General features: G+C 57.9%; 12 protein-coding genes. 3 read left to right on the top strand and 9 right to left on the bottom strand.

Annotation, left to right across the window (positions count from 1 at the left end; genetic code table 11):
• Positions 1-25 precede the first annotated feature (25 nt).
• Complete coding sequence (locus ACFIMZ_RS26330; protein ID WP_431825203.1) at positions 26-1381, bottom strand: DUF1329 domain-containing protein; 1356 nt, start codon at positions 1379-1381, stop codon at positions 26-28.
• Between the two features lie 982 nt (positions 1382-2363).
• Between ACFIMZ_RS26330 and ACFIMZ_RS26325 the strand changes: the two genes are divergently transcribed.
• The gene (locus ACFIMZ_RS26325) at positions 2364-3806 is read left to right on the top strand and encodes a TetR/AcrR family transcriptional regulator (protein WP_431825202.1); all 1443 of its coding nucleotides are present in this window, start codon (positions 2364-2366) and stop codon (positions 3804-3806) included.
• Positions 3807-3955: 149 nt separating this feature from the next.
• Positions 3956-4630 (top strand): TetR/AcrR family transcriptional regulator, encoded by a 675-nt coding sequence (locus ACFIMZ_RS26320; protein ID WP_431825367.1) that lies wholly within the window; start codon positions 3956-3958, stop codon positions 4628-4630.
• 937 nt (positions 4631-5567) lie between these two features.
• Here the strand turns inward: ACFIMZ_RS26320 and ACFIMZ_RS26315 are convergent.
• On the bottom strand, positions 5568-6317 hold the full coding sequence (locus tag ACFIMZ_RS26315) for a metallophosphoesterase (RefSeq protein ID WP_431825366.1): 750 nt from the start codon (positions 6315-6317) through the stop codon (positions 5568-5570).
• 75 nt (positions 6318-6392) lie between these two features.
• Here ACFIMZ_RS26315 and ACFIMZ_RS26310 point away from each other — a divergent pair, with 75 nt between their 5' ends.
• Positions 6393-7385 carry an IS5 family transposase gene (locus tag ACFIMZ_RS26310; protein WP_431819405.1) on the top strand — a complete coding sequence of 331 codons (993 nt, stop codon included), beginning with the start codon at positions 6393-6395 and terminating at the stop codon, positions 7383-7385.
• A gap of 296 nt (positions 7386-7681) precedes the next feature.
• On the opposite strand, the gene ACFIMZ_RS26305 is transcribed toward ACFIMZ_RS26310, so the two are convergent.
• The 7 genes from ACFIMZ_RS26305 to ACFIMZ_RS26275 form a co-directional block, all read right to left on the bottom strand.
• On the bottom strand, positions 7682-8062 hold the full coding sequence (locus ACFIMZ_RS26305) for a hypothetical protein (protein ID WP_431825201.1): 381 nt from the start codon (positions 8060-8062) through the stop codon (positions 7682-7684).
• 201 nt (positions 8063-8263) lie between these two features.
• Positions 8264-8491 (bottom strand): helix-turn-helix domain-containing protein, encoded by a 228-nt coding sequence (locus ACFIMZ_RS26300; RefSeq protein ID WP_431825200.1) that lies wholly within the window; start codon positions 8489-8491, stop codon positions 8264-8266.
• 166 nt (positions 8492-8657) lie between these two features.
• On the bottom strand, positions 8658-9515 hold the full coding sequence (locus ACFIMZ_RS26295; protein WP_431825199.1) for a hypothetical protein: 858 nt from the start codon (positions 9513-9515) through the stop codon (positions 8658-8660).
• Between the two features lie 546 nt (positions 9516-10061).
• Positions 10062-10979 (bottom strand): ATP-binding protein, encoded by a 918-nt coding sequence (locus ACFIMZ_RS26290; RefSeq protein WP_431825198.1) that lies wholly within the window; start codon positions 10977-10979, stop codon positions 10062-10064.
• Positions 10980-11044: 65 nt separating this feature from the next.
• On the bottom strand, positions 11045-12376 hold the full coding sequence (locus ACFIMZ_RS26285; RefSeq protein WP_431825197.1) for a hypothetical protein: 1332 nt from the start codon (positions 12374-12376) through the stop codon (positions 11045-11047).
• Between the two features lie 1210 nt (positions 12377-13586).
• Positions 13587-15959 carry a penicillin acylase family protein gene (locus ACFIMZ_RS26280; protein WP_431825196.1) on the bottom strand — a complete coding sequence of 791 codons (2373 nt, stop codon included), beginning with the start codon at positions 15957-15959 and terminating at the stop codon, positions 13587-13589.
• 115 nt (positions 15960-16074) lie between these two features.
• A complete protein-coding gene (locus ACFIMZ_RS26275; protein ID WP_431825195.1) occupies positions 16075-17796 on the bottom strand; it encodes a carbamoyltransferase family protein in 1722 nt (573 codons plus the stop codon).
• Positions 17797-17871 lie beyond the last annotated feature (75 nt).

Genomic DNA, 17871 nt, shown 5'->3' with positions numbered 1-17871 from the left:
CTATTTTTTATCGACCCAACAGCCGTCAGCGCTCGCTGACCGACCTCAGTGTTTCCGCCGTGAAGAAATCCGGCTTGAAACGCGGGTCGTTGACCTGCTGATACCAGCGGATGTCCTTGCCCTGACCGATCGTCGACGAATCGAACACATAGCGCCCGTTGATCAGGTCGTACTGCACGAACGGCTCGTTGTCGCAGGTACCGCCGAGTTCCCATACCGGAATCGGATAGCTCTCGCGGACCTTCCACAACTTGCCCTGCGCGTCGTAGTCTTCGCCGACGAGCGCGAGCCAGCTGTCTTCGTCCAGATAAAACACCTTCTTCGATGCGACATGGCGTGCGCTCGGCTTGACCGTCGCCTCGACCACCCAGACACGATGCATTTCGTACCGGCGGTGGCCGGCGGCGATGCCGTTCGGCGTCGCGACGTCGCGCAGCTTCGCGTTGAAGGTATACATGCCAAACGCGTTGTACGGTACGATCATGTCCTTCTTGCCTACGAGCTTCCAGTTGAATCTGTCGATGGGGCCGTTAAACATGTTCGCTTCGTCGATCAGGTACTGGTTCTCGAAGCCGATCAGCGGCGCGTCGTGCGTATAGGCTGGCATGCGCCTCACGCGCCGCTGCCCGGGGAAGTAGTAGTACGTTTCCGACACCTTGTCGTAGTACTGGCGCTGCACGAAACCCTGCCCAGCCAGCGCCGCCGGCGAGTTGGCGGTGAAGTACGCGGCGAGGCTGAGCTGGTCGACGTCCTGCGGCGAGGTCTTGCCGAGTTTGCCCGACGGGAAGAAGAAGATCTGTGGGCCGACCGCGTCGATCCATTCGCTACCGCCCGGGCGAGGTGAAATGGTCGTGACGTCGAGTGGCCATTCGACGCCTTCGCCGCGGTAGCGCATTTCGTAGTTCAGGATCGCTTCGGCGCCATTCTTTGGCTGCGGGAACGGCACACCGGGCAGGATCGCCGACTGCAACGTCTCGCCGTTTGACGCGAGCTTCGCCGAGGTCAGGTTCGCCTTCGAGTTCTCCTCGACAGCCTCAGGGAGTTGGCACTCGCGATGGCTCGGATAGACGTCCATCCGGTAACCCTTCTGCTGCTTGACCAACTGGATCTGTCCCGGTGTGAGCTGGCTTGCGTACTTTTCGACGTTTGCTGCGTCGATCGAGTAAAGCGGCTTCTCGTTGCGGTGCTTCCAGAAATCGCCGCGAACCTTTCCGTACGCCCAGCCGGAATCCGGCGACTGCTTTCCGGTATAGGCAGGCACGGCTCCATCCTTGCTCGCGCCCCCCCCCTGCGTAAGATCGTCCGCCGTGGCGGCGGTCCCGACCACAAAAAATGCGGTGGCCGCGATAGCGGACACGATCCTGATTTTGCGCTGCTCCATCATGATTCTCCTTTCGATTCCGCCATCACTCGCCGCCCTGGCAGACATCCACGACGACGATATTTTTTGATAGTGATACTAACGAGATAGAAAAGCATGTCTCGCTCGATGAGCAGCTTGGAAGACCACCTCAGTCATTGCCAAACCCAGCCACCCCTGAATCTCGACGCACGGCTCGGAAAGGGCGAGTTGCGACACCCCGACTGAGCTCCACGACGCGCATCTATCTTCGATCTCCTACTACATCAAACGGCAACCGGGCCACGAACGCTTCTGGCCACATGCATTTAGAACACCAAACTACAGACGATAAGCCACAAGAAGGACGATTCGTTAGCGGGCTATAGATCTGTCAAATCGCAAGTGACCTACCTCATCCGAAGTCAGCGCCATGCGGGTGACATCGCGCTGTTCGGGCCATCCGCATCCACCCCTCGTAGCTGGTGTCACGCCTCGCCGATCTTTCCGCGCCACCGACCCAAAAACAACACCTTGTTGACCTAATAATAAAACCGTCACGACCTATATGCAAGGCGATCAAAAGTAGGGAAAACACCGAATGGCCCAAACATATTTGCTGAGGTGGCCACCGAAAAGTTGACCACTCCGGGAGATTGATTGACCTCGGACGCCCCGAATTTCGCCCCTCAGTGGCGTTCACAAAGGACGTCGGATCACCCGGCCGCGATGCCGCCTACCAAGCATAGGCCGAGCGCTATGCACGCATGGTGGCACGTGAACGCGGAGCAGATGGGGCGGAATCGACTATGAGCTGCGCACAGCCCTCAATCACGGGATACAGTGCAACGCGAGTGAAAGCAGCTCCCGACTCCCCTGAACTTCCGTGGGAACCAGCACCCGGTGCACCCCGCTCTCGCAGTGGGGTCTGCCAATGGGGCGAGAACACCGCGATGTTTTGTTACTCCACCGATTCGACCTATAATCGTGGGCATGTTCTTGTAAGCTTTGGGGGAGAGTCGACGTGCAACGGACGGCTATCAAGCAGGAAACCTCTGACTATTCTGAGGAAGCAGAACCCAATACGCGGGTGACGGCTCGACGAAACCGGGAGCTGCGCATCAGGGAGATTCTCGATGTCGCCCGCCAGGTATTTCAGGAGGACGGGTATGCCGGATTCGCAACACGCCGGGTTGCGGATCGAGTGGGAATTACACTGGGCAATCTCCAGTATTACTTTCGAACGAAAGAAGAGTTGCTGCGCGCAGCACTGCTGGCATTTATGTGTCAGACAATCGAAAATTACGCGGCGATCGCCAGTCAATCAAATATCAGCGCCATACGGCGATGCTCCACACTGGTAGAACGAATTTTTCAAGATATCAGTCAAACTGACTTACCGAAGTTTTTGGTGGAAGTCTGGGCTTTCGCACAGCATGAGCCATATGCTACCGAGCTCGTTGACGATATGTGCGCCAAGTATCGTAGCGTCTTTGCGAGACTGGTTTCGGATCTCCATCCGAATATGCCGAGCAAAGAGTGTTTGGCACGCGCATCGGTCATTGTCGCGAAATTTGACGGAATGGTGCTGTTAACTTCTCGCGGCGAATACCCGGAGAAAGACTATACAGAATTCGTTCGTGTGACAAAGAGGGCTGTGAAAATGATCGTTGGAATGTCAGGACAGCCGCAGGACAGCGAGAATTCTCTTCAGGGTTCGCACACTCCTCACGTCGGTGACACTAACGATGCCCACGTCGGCCTCTTTGGGTCCGATCGAGACAACCATTCCGAACACTTGGATTTGAGAAATCTACAAGCAACGCAAGCCTCCCTCTACTACCGACCTACAATCCAGGGAAAGCGACGAGAAATAAAGGTTAACGAGATCCTCTCTACGGCCGTGAACCTTTTGGCGACCGAAGGGTACGCGAACTTTACCTTGGTGCGAGTCGCCAAGGAACTCGGCATCTTGACATCAGCTCTCCGAAATTACTTTCCGACCCACGATGATCTGCTCCGCTCGACAATCGGCGCATTAGGAAAGATTTATCTAGACCGCTATACGGATATGGGCAAGCCGAGCGCCAAATCGGCGCTGGATCGTCTGTGTGAAATCGCTGAGGACGTCTTCGAGGCAGCGCGCGATCCGAAAGAGTGTCGACTCTGGTTCGAAATGTATGCGCTAGCTCAGCACTCGGACGTAGCGCGAGAACTTGTAAGAAACGTATACATCATATATCGGGGGATCTGTGCTGATCTGGTGCGCGAGATAGACTCGACCGCGTCCGCGCGTGAATGCCTCGCACGCGCGACATTGATCACGGCGCAGGCGGACGGCGCAGGGATTCTAATGTTTGGCGCGAGTGAGCAGTCGCTGGATGTTGACCGCGTGTTTGAACTGATGATGACCATGACGATTCGCATCGCCCACGGAAAGATCGCCACAAATGATGCCGTGCAATGACATGTCGCAGAGTTCTGTGACCCATCACGTAGTGGGGTGTGCAACCGGCACACGTGGACGGAATGCCGCTTCAACCAGTTCGTGCGTTGCGTACTAATCTTGCCAGCGGCACTCAAAGTGCTGACACGCCCTATTCTGGACACGCAGCGATGACAATGCCTATTAAGCAGCACATTCGTAGGAGTCGGCGCACATCGAGTGCAGCGGTCGCGGGAAGCCATGTCGACGGCTTGCGGGCACAAGGTTTGCGTACCCGCAATCGAATTGTGGGGGTGGCAAAAGAGCTTCTTTTGCAAGGTGGGCCACTCGAATTTTCGCAACGTGCGGTTGCCCTTGCGGCAGGGATCAGCGTTAGTAATCTCCAATATTACTTTCCAACGCGGCTGGCCGTCTTGCGTGCGGTTATCGAACCTGTCATCGACACGTATTTGGACGATCTAAAGAGTGCACTGAGCAGCGACACAACACCCCAAGCAGTGCTCGACGAGATCTTGCAGCGCTCGCTGCGCGATGCGAAGAGTCCGGAATATTGCGCACTGATTCGGCATTTTCTATCGTTTGCAGCAACGGATCCGGAATGTTCCAAGTTTCTCGACGAATGGTACAGCACGCTAACGTGTGAACTTGCCAAATTGCTGAGCACCGTTAATCCAAAAAACAGTATTGCTTATAGTCAGGAAGTGGCAACACTGTTGATTTCAATGGTTGACGGACTGACGATTCAGATCGGAACAGCGAGAAATTCGCCGGCGATCGAGGCGAGGCTCATGAGTGTGGCTCATGACCTCATCTACGGGATGAGCACAGGAAGGCGCAACGAATAGCAAGCGGCTAACGACAATGTGGCGCGATGAGAAAGAGGGTACCTCGCCCTTTTGACATTGAACTGTTGATATGAACCGTGTTGAGAACGCAGGTGCAAAACATTCATCATCCGCCGCTCGCATCGAGTCAAAGGGAACTTGGCCGGGGCGATTCCGGTTTAGCGCAATTCACCGGAGATGTTCTCCGCGGACGAAGTCGAGATCAACGACCCGATGACCCCGTCCAGTGTCGATGCGATACCTACGGGTCCAGCAAAGAACGATTTCGCCAAACTTTGGCACCAGATCCGCAGTCAATTAAGCGCCCGTGCCATGTACTTGCAAATGGACGCGACACCACTTCGAATGCAGTTACCTGCCGCAACCCGCTTCCCAGCACATGGCAACAGATGCCAGCCGAACCGAATCATCCAGAACGGTGAGAATATTGCGACAATCATCTCGCGCGTACTGGACAGCGCATCGAGTTCCGGAAAAATCCGATCTGCTCACGGCCGTCGAACCGCTTGTTGCGATGCGACCGCATCTAGATCGCGCTGACCGGAGATTTACTTGTATCTCAAGGTCACCCCGTGGACGCGGCATCGAACATCGCACGGCAGACCTGCTCGAGGCGCTCGACGTGCGATGCGTGTCATGCGCCGGCTGCCGCGGCCATCATTTGCGAGTCTCGTCGAACAATTGCGCATTCTTGCGGCGCACTACCGAGAGGTGATTTGACACGCGCCTGTCGAACGAATCGATGCGATCGCCGCAGCCGAGTTTCCGTCGCACTGGCCGCTTGTCGACGCTCCAAGTTGCTGCCTGCAGGCGCCTGCGCACGCCTGCGTGGCTCTCGACGACCGGCGGTGCTGGCCCCGCGATATGAGCATCAAGCAGGCGTGCTATGACGCTCAGCGCATCGTCGCTTGAACAGCCGGGACGCGGTAGCCGCCCGCTACTTGACGAGGCGATGAACCTCGCCGATTTGTTCGGGCTCTGTGCTTGAAAGTAAGCCTAACAATGCGTTGAGATCAAACACTGTCAGTACCCCACCATATACGGCGCCGGTGTCGATATTGATTACGTTTCCGCGAACAATCGGTTCTCGAACCGGAGTGTGACCAACAATCACGGCCTTCACGCCATGAATGATTCGGCCGGGATCGGACGCTATCGGCCTCCTCCCTTCGACGGGTAGGTCGAATAACGTGTCAAGTGGAGATAGTTCGCCATCATCGCGCTCCCTGCGCTCGCCCCACCGCGCTCTCAGCCACAGCGCCTGTCGGCTGGTCATACTGTCGGGCCCCTCACGTTCAAGCATCTCGGCCAACTTTGGCCAATCGTCTTGAGGAGCATCCGCATGGATGAGTGCAACAAGACCGTTGCGGGTTTCTATCTCGATGGCGTACGGCAACGAGCCCATAAAGCTTGCGAAACGCCTTGCTCTACCGCTCCCGTCGTCCATCGCAATGAACCACTCCCCACCGTTGGCGATCAATTGATCACTAGACGTGTATCCGCCCCACCACCTCAGGATCATGTCCTCATGATTGCCACGAACTGCCTTGATCCGGTACCGGCGAACAGCATCGAGTACCGATGCTGATTCCGGCCCGCGGTCTACCAAGTCGCCGACGCTAAATAGTCTGTCGGAACGAGGATCATACGCGGCTGACGCGAGTTCTTTCTCTAGGGAAACACTGATTTATCCGGCACGGCGGTCATCGCTGACGCAGCCGGGGACGTTGTAGAAGATAGTTCACGGAACGAACCCAAGACGATGAAACGGCAAGTGAGCTTTGCGGAAGCGGAAAGCATGGGCAAGAAGCGCGTGACCCGGCGTCAGCGTTTTCTGGACGAGATGGAGAAGCTCGTGCCATGGTCGCGGTTGCTGGCGGCAATCGAGCCGTACTACCCGAAGGGAGCTCGCGGCCGCCCGCCGATTGGTCTGGAGCGGATGCTGCGAATCTACTTCCTGCAGCAGTGGTACAGCCTGTCGGACGAAGGGCTGGAGGATGCGCTGTACGACAGCATCGCGATGCGAGCGTTTGCCGGGATTGATCTGGCCGTCGAGAACGTGCCGGATGCGACCACGCTGCTGAAGTTCCGGCGCCTGCTTTTCGAACATGACCTGACGCGCAAGCTGTTCGACGAGATTGGCATCTCGCTGTGCGAACGCGGGCTGATGATGAAGGAAGGCACGCTGGTCGATGCGACGATCATCGAAGCGCCGCCGTCGACCAAGAACGCCGAGAAGCGTCGCGATCCGGACATGCATCAAACGAAGAAGGGCAACGAGTGGCATTTCGGCATGAAGGCGCACATCGGCGTCGATGCCGATTCGGGGCTGGTTCACAGTGTGGTCAGCACGTCGGCCAACGTGTCGGACGTTTCGCAAGCGCACGCGCTGTTGCACGGTCACGAGCGAGAAGCGTTCGGCGACGCGGGCTATATCGGCGTGGATAAGCGCGACGAAATGAAGGGCAAGTCGGTGAAATGGCGGGTGGCGGCCAAGCGCGGAAGGATCAAGGCGATGCAGGACGGGGCGCTGAAGGATCTGATGATCGCATTCGAGCGAACCAAGGCGCAGATTCGTGCGCGAGTCGAGCACCCGTTTCATGTCGTCAAGAATCTGTTCCGCCATCGCAAAGTCCGCTACAAGGGACTGGCGAAGAACACCGCGCAACTGTTCAGCCTGTTCGCCTTGGCGAATCTGGTGATCGCGCGAAACCTGTTGCGATCCGTTCATGGGAGCAGTCCGTTATGTGCGTGAAGAATGCGAGAAACGAGGCGCACCCTCGGGCCAAACTCACCGGAATTGCCGACGCTTCACTTCGGCATCCGGAAATTCCGTACCAGCGCCGCCGACAACCTCGCAGGATGGCCTATTAATCAGCGATTCCCTAGCAGGGAGAAGCAACCATGCACGTCACCGACAACGAAGTCTCGTCCCTCGACGTTGAGTGAATAGCGCCTGACGGCGCGATATGGCTTCTTCATCATCGACTCAGTGCAGCTTTTCCGTTCGGCTGCCACGCAAAGTGAACGACGACCGCCAAGAACGTGATGTCAATGAATATGGAGGCGGGCCACATCCCACCCGATACGTACGACAATACTCTCGGCCTGTTGTCGGGAGCATGGTATTTCTATGTATCCGAGCGATGAATCAAGCGCGATGCCTAGCGTGCGGGCCTTGACGCTGTATCCCATGTCGGCGAAATCGGCGAGCGCTACCGCAATGCAGAGCCTTGATTTCTCAGCCACAACCCAGACCATGCGCCCTGCATAATCAATGCCGACCTCGACGCCGCAGTCAACCTGACATTTGAACGAATCCCTCTGCCCAGCATTTGGTGCATCAGAACGTGTGCCCATCGCGCGCCCATGAAGTCGGAGGTTAGGTCTGGTTGTGACGCAAAAACCACCAAAATAAAACCACATCTCCATGTGTCGATGGCACGAACGTACAAGCGATTTGTTAGACAGAGGGAGGAGTCCTGTTCGAGCACCGCACTGCTTGTGTCGTACCGACGAGCGCGTCAGGTCATATCCCTTGTGGAATTCAAAGCGGCGCAACGCGGGGCGATCTTGACGAGGACTGAGGTCACCATGGACGCCCGTCACATTCCGAAGAGCGCGGCACCAATCTCAATACTCGAGCAGCCTAGCTATTTTCACGCCAAGTGCTAAGGCCAGCTTTTCCAGGTTGTCGAGCGATATGTTGCGGGCCTGGCGTTCGACATGCGCCACGAACGATCGGTCAAGCCCGCTATGTTCAGCGAGATCCCCTTGCGACCAGCCTCGTTCCGCGCGAAGACGGCGTAGATTAATCGCTAACACCTCGCGAGCTGGAAGCGACTTGGGGGGGCGGGACATTTCGGATGTGAGACATCCGCAGAATACTGCGAACTTCCCCGAACCCCGTCAGTCGTCTTTAAGTCACAATTTTCGGAGTGTATTGGGAACAACCACCCCATCGGGTACACACTCATGCAGCGGAGACTCTATTTTTTTCTTCACGAGCTGTAAGTTGTCGAAATGGCTAAATGACTTTTATCCACTTCATCAACGCCACCCCTTCCGCCATCTTGACTAAGCATATTCGATCTCGCGACCAATTTATTTCCGGAGGCGGGCTTTCTTTCTTCATGTTATCGAGCCATTTGTTGAGCACGGTCGACAGCCACTCAACCTCCCAAATAGCGGTGCATTTGAAAATTCCCGCAAGCACCGACTCGGAGTTCCATCTGCAGTAAGACAGTGGTTTTTTTGATAAACAAAGAAGCCCTTCCGGTGACAAGTTGGCATCAGGCGCGTAAGAAATCAAGTCGGCGTTATACATCAAACGAGATAACTCGGTCATCTCCAATGCGTATTCTCTCAGATCACGATTGGAAATAGAATCGGAAACCATTCCCCACTCTTCATCCCACATAGACAGCGCCATCTGGAATGGACATTCCCCCATTGACCTCTCCGGCCATCCATAATCATCAAGCAGCTCAGACCTTCTCCATCCACCCTTGAAATATTTCCATTGACAGTTGCATACACCATGTCGGAGCTCAATTTTCTTCCTTTCTCGCTTCACATTCCCAAGGAAGTCAACTCCGCTCGCCTCATTTCCTCCGAGGCATTTGTAGAAATAATATGAATATTCGAAGCTAAAATTCGAAGCAAGCTGAAGCTCGTCAATTCTATTTTTCACTTCAACACCAAAATCCTGGCGCTCTACGTGCCACAATGCGTACCGATCGACAAGGTATTTCTCGATACTTTTCTCAATCGGCACCAATCTTTTTGCTCGACCCATCAAATTAATCGGATCCTCAGCTTGATTATCATTTGTCCATATCTGGTTCTCGGATAAGGTCGCCATTTCATCACTGGCCGCGGACAACCATTCTGCGATTCTTTTCGCGGCATTCGTGATTCTAATAGGGTGTCTTGTTCCAGACGCCGGCCAATAACTACAACTACTCCGAAGGATGTCTCGAAGACGTGAAACCCTATTCTCAAAAATAGTCGACCCACTTCGGTTTGCGTAACACTCCACCAATTCGCAGTCGTGAAGCGGACACAGTCTAATCCACTTCATTTCATGGAAATTGCTGTAATATCCATTTTCTATGCATTCGGGGCATATTCGCATAATATAGGAGCCGCGTTTAATGCTAGGATAATGGCGCACCTCGAATGCTGGAGCCCTTAGCAAAGGACGAAGAACGGTTGAGACAACTGCTTTATTTTCTCGCAAGACCTATGACACATGCATTATCTCTTTATTTGCATCGAGACCGATGTGCGACGTCCCCATTCCTATATATTTTATTGCCTGACTTGTTGAAATTCCATTCTGATCACAAAAACGCGCAACAAAACACTCCCTTGCCTCATAGCGCCGCAAATTCCCTGGCCACCAATTTATAGAGGGGTAGCGAATCATTTACTGCTCCGACGCGATGATTCTCATGTGATCTGAAAAATTAGTTTTGGCAAGCTCTTTCAACCAATTTTCATATGATGTCGCATCTTCCCAATCGAGTCCATTTGCAAGCTGCCGCAACACACCCTCTACGGCTCGTGCGATATGCTGCATCGGGAACTCTTTATATTCTTTTGCCTCGGTTGGTGTAAGTTCTTTCAGCGCTTTCCAAAACAGCTTCGACGATTCCGCCAGACGGCGGCCGCGAGAAAAATCGTTCGGAGCGAAATATTGAAGAAAAGAAATCTGACTGCCGCGCGGCCACTCGGAATTCACATCATATCCATTTAGAACGTACTCGATCTCACTGCTCGATCGCAACCCATGAAAACGAACGCTTGCCACCATAAAACGCGCCGCGACATGCGCATTCCCGGTTTTCGCAATATAGTCATGCTGATATCCTAACTGATGTGATCCGACTGAAAAGATGCTCAGGATATATCCGGCGCTATCGAGAGCATTCTGCATTCCGAGCAGCCACTTCCACTCCCTTAGCGTCAAATCATGAGCCTCATCAATCAAGAGTATCGCATAGTTACTTTTCGCATTTTCCGCTATGGAGATAAATCTTTGCTCGCATTGCTCAAAGATCTTTCGCACGCTCTGGCGAGAATTTGGTTTTGCAAATTCGAATTTCGATGCCTTCAGTATTTGATACCAGAAAGCCACTTCGCTCGTCTGGCTGTCGGCTGGGCGACTCCAAATAATTATTGGCAGTATGGATTTGAAACGCTCCTCCAGTTTCGAAGCGAGGTACCATTGGACGCATTTTGTTTTTCCAAGGCGAGACGCGCCATAGACATAACCACCCGGCAGTTGCTGATCGATCCAGTCGCCAATCTGATTGATCATTTCATAGGCTGGCGGGGTATACACGGCATATCGCTGCCGGAGGACGCAGTGTTGGGGATCGATATGCTCTGGCCACGACTCGTGCATGGCTAATCTGATGCCGCCATTGTGGGTGGGGGCAATCTTGACAACGCTTCTTTTTCCTTCGACACCTCTTCAAAAAGTGTCACCCCGTCCTCCACTGGAGCTGATTGACAGTTTTCGCGATCAGATTCGAGCCTCTGTAGAGCGGAATCGAGCATTGTCCCGGTGATTGACGCTGGTAACGCATTTGCGAGAATTCGTCGAACTTCGAGATAAGTTGGATGCACCGGCAATTTCCCCTTCGGCTGACTTTCGACAAAATTGATAAATGCACCAATTCCATCGTTTCCCTCTGTTAGCGAAAATTTTAATCGCTTGCTTATCTTATATATTGAGTTTCTAACCGTGACACTATGAGGGGAGCGATGCCACGGAGGTGCGGCGCGCAACACTCCGAGTGATCCTCCATCAAGGGTCGATCCAATCGCGACGCGCCCGTCGTCGTCAATGTGAGAAATCACCCATATTTTAGTCCCAACAAGATCCTGCCTCTGCTGCAATGTCTCATTGGTATAGCGTGCATAGCAAAACTCCACATACGGCGAGCGGCCGCTTTTAGCCCCGCCCCGTACGACACAACACCTTCTAAAACTGAAAAATGTTTGAACCTGACTCGCGTCTGCTCTTCTCAGCTTTGCTGGCGTGTTGTCATATAGAAATTTTGCGTACTCGAGTGGGGTATGGAAGCCTATTCCACTATGCGGCGTACCGTTATAATTCGCAATCAATACATTCAATAACTCCTCAGCGTATTCAAGCTGGAATTTGCTAGAGATAGCCACCTCATCTGGTTTCCTGTCGCTTCGCCCAGTTGTATTGCTTCCGGTTGTATTTGAAAGCCTCTGAAATCCACGGCCTGCCAAAGTTCTGAAAAATGTCTCAATAAACGGGCGATCATCCATGCTTCGACGCTTCGCGAAAGACGATTTTGGTTCTAAAATCACTGCGCCGACAGCATTTAAAAGCGCCTGGCTTACATACTGGCAGGTTTCTGCGAGCGCGCCATCAACACTGGTCTCGTCCCAGCACAAGCCGACGAATTCATCTCCCAGAGCGGATAGAAATCCGGCGCCTTTAGCAAATGGTGCCGCACTGAACACCACTGGTCGGGGTACCCACTTCCCTAGTGCGCTTTTGATTGCACGCAACACATCATCTTTCGAAATCTCCTTTCCCATACTAAGACGATACCCGAGCACTGCTCGAGAGACTATCTCGATAATGACAATTACCCACAGTCGGTGGACGATTTTCTCCTGGAAACTTCCGTCTGGCTGTGCGACTGAGACGCAAAATCGGCCATCGATCTTATGTGCGTCCATTTCGACACGTTGCATAAAGCGCGTTACCGGACGACCTGTCCCGTCACCAGTTTTCAGTTTTCGCACAAGTCTTGGCCCTCCAATGGAGCTTGCCAGCGCCGTTGGGGATTCTGCGAGAGTCTTCTCGACATATCGGCGGACTGAGTAGTACGCCAAGCTGCGAGTGTTAAATGGCCACTCCCCCCTCGCTTCACAGCCGAGTCGGCGAAGCTCATCGAGGAGCCATTTGCAATGCCGAGTCAATGACGGTCCTATATGGACCAGTTTTTGGTTCGGGGCAACCGTTCGAATGCGCTTTTCAAACGCATGCCGAAGAGCTGGATACGCATCGAGAGTACTCTCCAGTGCACCTACACCACCAGATCCGAATTGATCGATACAGACCTTCTTGGTGCGTCGATATTGCCGAATTCGGGCGTACGGCACGAGGCCGCGCCAACCATATTCGCGTCCATCAGGATGAATGGCTAAGCATCTCTCACTGATGAGTCGATATATTTGGTTTCCACTAAGAGATGTCGACTTCGCAAGTGTTTCGTATGATGCTCCCCTTAAATATAGGGTCACAGCGTACTTTCGGGCAAAATACCTCTCTTGCTGGGCCCCCACAAGGGTTGCTTCATCAAACGTCGGCCAAGCGGAAAGATCGATCGATTTCCCGCAGATTCGGCGTTCCGAGTGTTCCATCTCTTCGGCACGGTCATCTACGAGTCCGACGCTCGCCATGAGAGCCTCCTATGCCGATCGGGCACGTGAGCTAAAGAGTAGGCCAGCGTTGGTCGATCCGTTGGAAAGATTTACAAAATTGTGCAACCGTCCGATAAATGAACAAAATTCTGCAAAATTCGTTTGCACAATTTTGTAACTGCCTGGGCGAAGAGCCTCTAATTGCTGTTGCCGGGGAATTACAAAATTCTGCAACCGGACGCTGGCCGTCTGTTTGCACAATTTTGTAACTGCCCCTCCTCCCATGGGATCGGGCCGCATGATCCAAGCCTTACCTGGTAAGGCTCAGCGGTTTCTCACTACACTCGTAGACGTAAATAGGGACGGGGGCGTGCCGCTTGAAAATGCCCTCGCCTACCGGACGGTTGGTGGCTGCGGTCTTCGCAAATTTGTAACCAGGCTGACGGAAAGGCCGGATGCGATGGTCGTACGCATAGCGTCGCCTGCGGCCGGAATCGAAACCGCACCGAAGCGCCGCGCCCGTTCGCTTCGGTCACGGCTACGGCGCGAATCTCAACGTATGCCGTGCGACGCCGGGCAAAAACGGCGTCGGCTCCGCGCGCACCCACGCATCGTGGCCCGCGAGGAAAAACGGGCTCAGCGGATGCCCGCTCTGCCCGCCCGGCATGTTGAAGATCCCGAATTCCTCGTGCCCCGGCGACACGACCATCCGCTCGGACTGCCCGAAATCCGGCGCGGCGACGCGCGGCATGTGCGAATCGCCCGGCATCTCGGCAGCCGGCGCCGTCAGCCATCCGCCGAGCAGCGGCAGGCTGCCGGCGAACGGATGCGCGATCCGCAGCGTGTTGCGCGCGCCCCAGCTCGCCCGCGCGAGCGGCGCGCCGTCGGCCGTGAGCGCGGCGATGGTCCGGTCGATCGCGATCAGTTGCACGTCGCGCCAGCTCGACGCGCCGGCCGGCAGCCAGCCCGGCGGCTGCGCGTCGAGCAGCCGCGCGACGACGGCCGGCCAGCGCAGATTCGCCAGCTCGTAGTCCGTGCCCGCATCGACTTGCTTCAGGCGTGCGTTGAGCCCGTCGAACGTGACGTCGTACAGCCGATACAGAAAGCCGCGCGCGAGCGTGTACCCGACCGAATCGACGCTCGCCCGGCCCGTCCAGCCGTTCTCGAGCAGCCGGCGGAATTCCGCGCGCGACGGATGGCCGGCGAGCGCCGCGTCGTCGAGCACGCGCAGCGCGCGGTCGCGCCACTGCGCGATGAACAGCGCGCGATCGTCGAGATCGATCCGATACGCCGCCCGTTCGTCGGTGCGGCCGAGCGCCGTTAGTCCGTCGCGCAGCTGGGTCGCCCGCGCGCCGAGATCCGTGCCGCCGTCGCCGATCAACCGGTATGCGTCGCCCGCCAACTGCCGGCTGTTCGCGGTCCAAAGCTGGCCGCCCGACGGATCGACGACGCGCGGATACGCGTCGGGCGGCAGCAGCGACTGCCACGCCGCGCCCTCGCCGCCGCGCGGCGCGCGCCGGTCCGGCAGCGCGCCGGCGATGGTCCAGCCGATTCGCCCGGCGCGGTCGCCGACCACGATGTTCTCGGCGGGAATGCCGAGCGTATTCGCCACGCGGATCGCGCCGTCGACGTCGACGGCGTCCGCGAGGCGCGCGAGCCTCAGGTTCACTGCGCCCGGAGACTGCGCGACCCAGTGGACCGCATAGGGCCGGCCGCCGATTTCCCGCACCGGCCCGGCCGCCGTTTCCAGCACGGTCAGCGAAACAGGCGCGCCGCCCCGCACCCGGATCGATTCGACGTACCGGCGCGCGACCTGACGCGCGCCGTCCATCCGGAACGCGCGCGAATCGTCGCCGTCCCGCTCGAGCGGCACGAGGTCGAGACAATCCGCGTAACCGACCGTCAAGCCCCATGCGACATGCCCGTTGCTGCCGGCCACGATCGCCGGCAGCCCGGCGAGCGTCACGCCGACGGCCCGCCGCACGGGCGCCGCGCCGGCCGGATAGGTGAAGGCCGCGCGATACCAGGTGTTCGGCAGGCCGAGCACGAGATGCATGTCGTCGCCGACGATGGCCGCGCCGCGTGCGCTGCGGCTGCCGGCAATGGCCCAGTTGTTGCTGCCGACCGACGACCGCAAGTCGAGCGACGCGCGCTTGGTCGCGCCGTCGCCTGCGGCGCGGAACCAGTCGGGCGCGGCGTCCGGCAGCGGCGCGGGAGTTTCGTCGATGCGCGACGCATCAAGCGGCGCGTCGAATCCGCTCGACGACGGCAGCAGGAAGGCGCGCTGCTGCGGCGTCGCGTGGTCCGTCAGCCAGTTGCGCGCGATGTCGCGCGACGCGAGCGTGCCCTGCACCTGGAAGTACATCGCCCAGATCACGAGCAGCGAATCTTCGGGCCGCCATCGCGCCGGCCGCTCGCCGAGCAGCGCGTATTCGAACGGGCGCGCGCGGAGCGCGGCGAGACCGTCGTTGACACCTTGCGCGTAGCGTTCGAGCAGGCGCCGCTCGTCGGGCGGCAACTGCGCGAGCGCAGCGGCGGCGCGCGCGCGAAACCGGAACAGCCGGTGCTCGCGATCGAAATCCAGCGCGGCGGGCCCGAGCAGCTCCGCCAGCTCCCCTGCTCCGGTCCGGCGCAGATAATCCATCTGGAAGAAGCGGTCCTGCGCATGCAGGTAGCCGATGCCGTAGGCGGCGTCGAAGCGGTCGCGCGCGGCGACGGTCGGCACGCCGGCGGCGTCGCGTTCGATCGTCATCGGAGCGCCGAGCGTCGGCGCGCGCACGTCGCCGTCGAGCTGCGGCAGGCTCGCGCGCAGGAACAGCGCCGCGCCGGCCGCGACGAGCAGCGCGCCGAGGAGAATGAGGCCGGGGAGGATCTTGAGCCACCGCGGCAAGCGGTTCGTGCGAGAAGCCATGGGTACGCGAATTCGTGAGACGAGACGGTGAGACGGGATGGCGCCGCGCCGCCCGCCTCCGCGGCGCGGAGGCAGGCTGCGCGGCGCGCGGCGGCGGCCGGCGCTTCGACGCCGCTCAATGCTTCGAGATCAGGTAGCTGCCGAGCGCCAGATAGTCGATGTCGGTTTTCATGAACGTGTTGATCGCATCCTGCGGCGTGCACACGATCGGCTCCGAATCGTTGAACGACGTGTTCAGCAGCAGCGGAACGCCCGTCAGCGCGTCGAACTCGGAGATCAGCCGGTGGTAGCGCGGATTGTCTTGCGCGTACACCGTCTGCGCCCGCACCGTGCCGTCGAAGTGCACGACGGCCGGAATCTGCTCGGCCTTCTCCGCGCGCACGCGCGAGGTCGTCAGCATGTACTTGCCGGCCGCGACGCTCGCGCTGCCCTCGAACCACTCTTCCGCGCGCTCGCCGAGGATGCTCGGGCAGAACGGGCGATACAGCTCGCGGTGCTTGACCTTCACGTTCATCAGCTCGCGCACCGCCTTGTTGCGCGGGTCCGCGAGCAGGCTGCGGCCGCCGAGCGCGCGCGGGCCCCACTCCATCCGCCCGTTGAACCAGCCGACGATGCTGCCGTTCGCGATCAGCTGCGCGACTTCCTTCTCGATGTCGACCTTCCGGTACGCGAGGTTCGTGCGCTGCAGGACCGTCTCAATCTCGCCGTCCGAATACTCCGGGCCGAGATACGCGTGGTTGAACACGTATTCGCGCGGATTGCCGAGCACCTGATTCCAGATCAGGAATGCCGCGCCCATCGCGGTGCCCGCGTCGTTCGACGCCGGCTGGATGAACACGTCGTCGAACAGCTTCTCGCGCACGATCACGCCGTTCGCCGCGCAGTTCAGCGCGACGCCGCCCGCCATGCACAGGTGCCGGTAGGTCGTGCGATCGAACTTGCGCAGGATGTGCAGCAGAACCTGCTCGGTGAGCAGTTGCAGCCCCGCGGCGACGTCGACGTACGCCTGCCAGTTGTCGGCGTCGAAGTCGACGGGCGTGTGCCGGCGGGGCAGCCCGAACAGCGCTTCGAGCGTCGTGAAATCGGGCGATTCGTGGCGCAGCACCGCGAGATCGACGGTCATGTTCTCCTTGTCGGTGACGATCCGCGAGAACAGTTCGATGGTCTTCGCGCCGTCGCCGTAGGCGGCGAGCCCCATCACTTTCGACGCGTCGTACTGGCTGAAGCCGAGATACTTCGACAGCTTCTCCCACACGAAGCCGAGCGAGTTCGGAAACAGGAAGTCGTGCACCTTCCTCAGCGTCGCGCCGTCGCCGTGATAGAGCGACGTGCTCGCCCACTCGCCGATGCCGTCGACCACGAGCACGGCCGCCTTGTCGAACGGCGACACGTGGAACGCGCTCGCCGCATGGCAGTCGTGGTGCGGCAGGAAATGGAATTCGCCCTTGAAGCCGGCGTCCTCGATCAACTGCCGGCGCGACGACAGCACGCCTTCGGCGAAATTCAGCCCGCCCTCGAGCGTCTGATAGCTTTCGTTGTCGAGCGGCCAATCGTGCGCGCTGCCGTTCGCCGAGCGCCACGACGCGACGCCCTTCTGCAGGATGTCCGGGCTGAACGAGTAGCCGATGTGCGCGCACGCGTCGAGGCCGATGCCCGCCGCGTCGAGACACTTGCGGATCGCCTTCCACGGCAGCTGGCCGGTCGTCTCCGGCGTCGACAGCTTGCCGTGCTTGATCCGGTTCAGGCGCTCTTCCTCGATCGCCATCACCACCTGGCCGTCCTTGACGAGGCAGGCGGCGGACTCATGATATGCAGCGTTGATGCCTAGTATGTACACGTTGACGTCCTTTCTGATTGTCTCGATGGTCCGCTTCTCGATGTGCGCGCGTTCCGGTCGGCGGCAAGCCGGAAC

Source organism: Burkholderia sp. F1, assembly GCF_050813845.1.
GTDB lineage: Bacteria > Pseudomonadota > Gammaproteobacteria > Burkholderiales > Burkholderiaceae > Burkholderia > Burkholderia ubonensis.
This window is presented reverse-complemented; position numbering and strand designations above follow the sequence as displayed.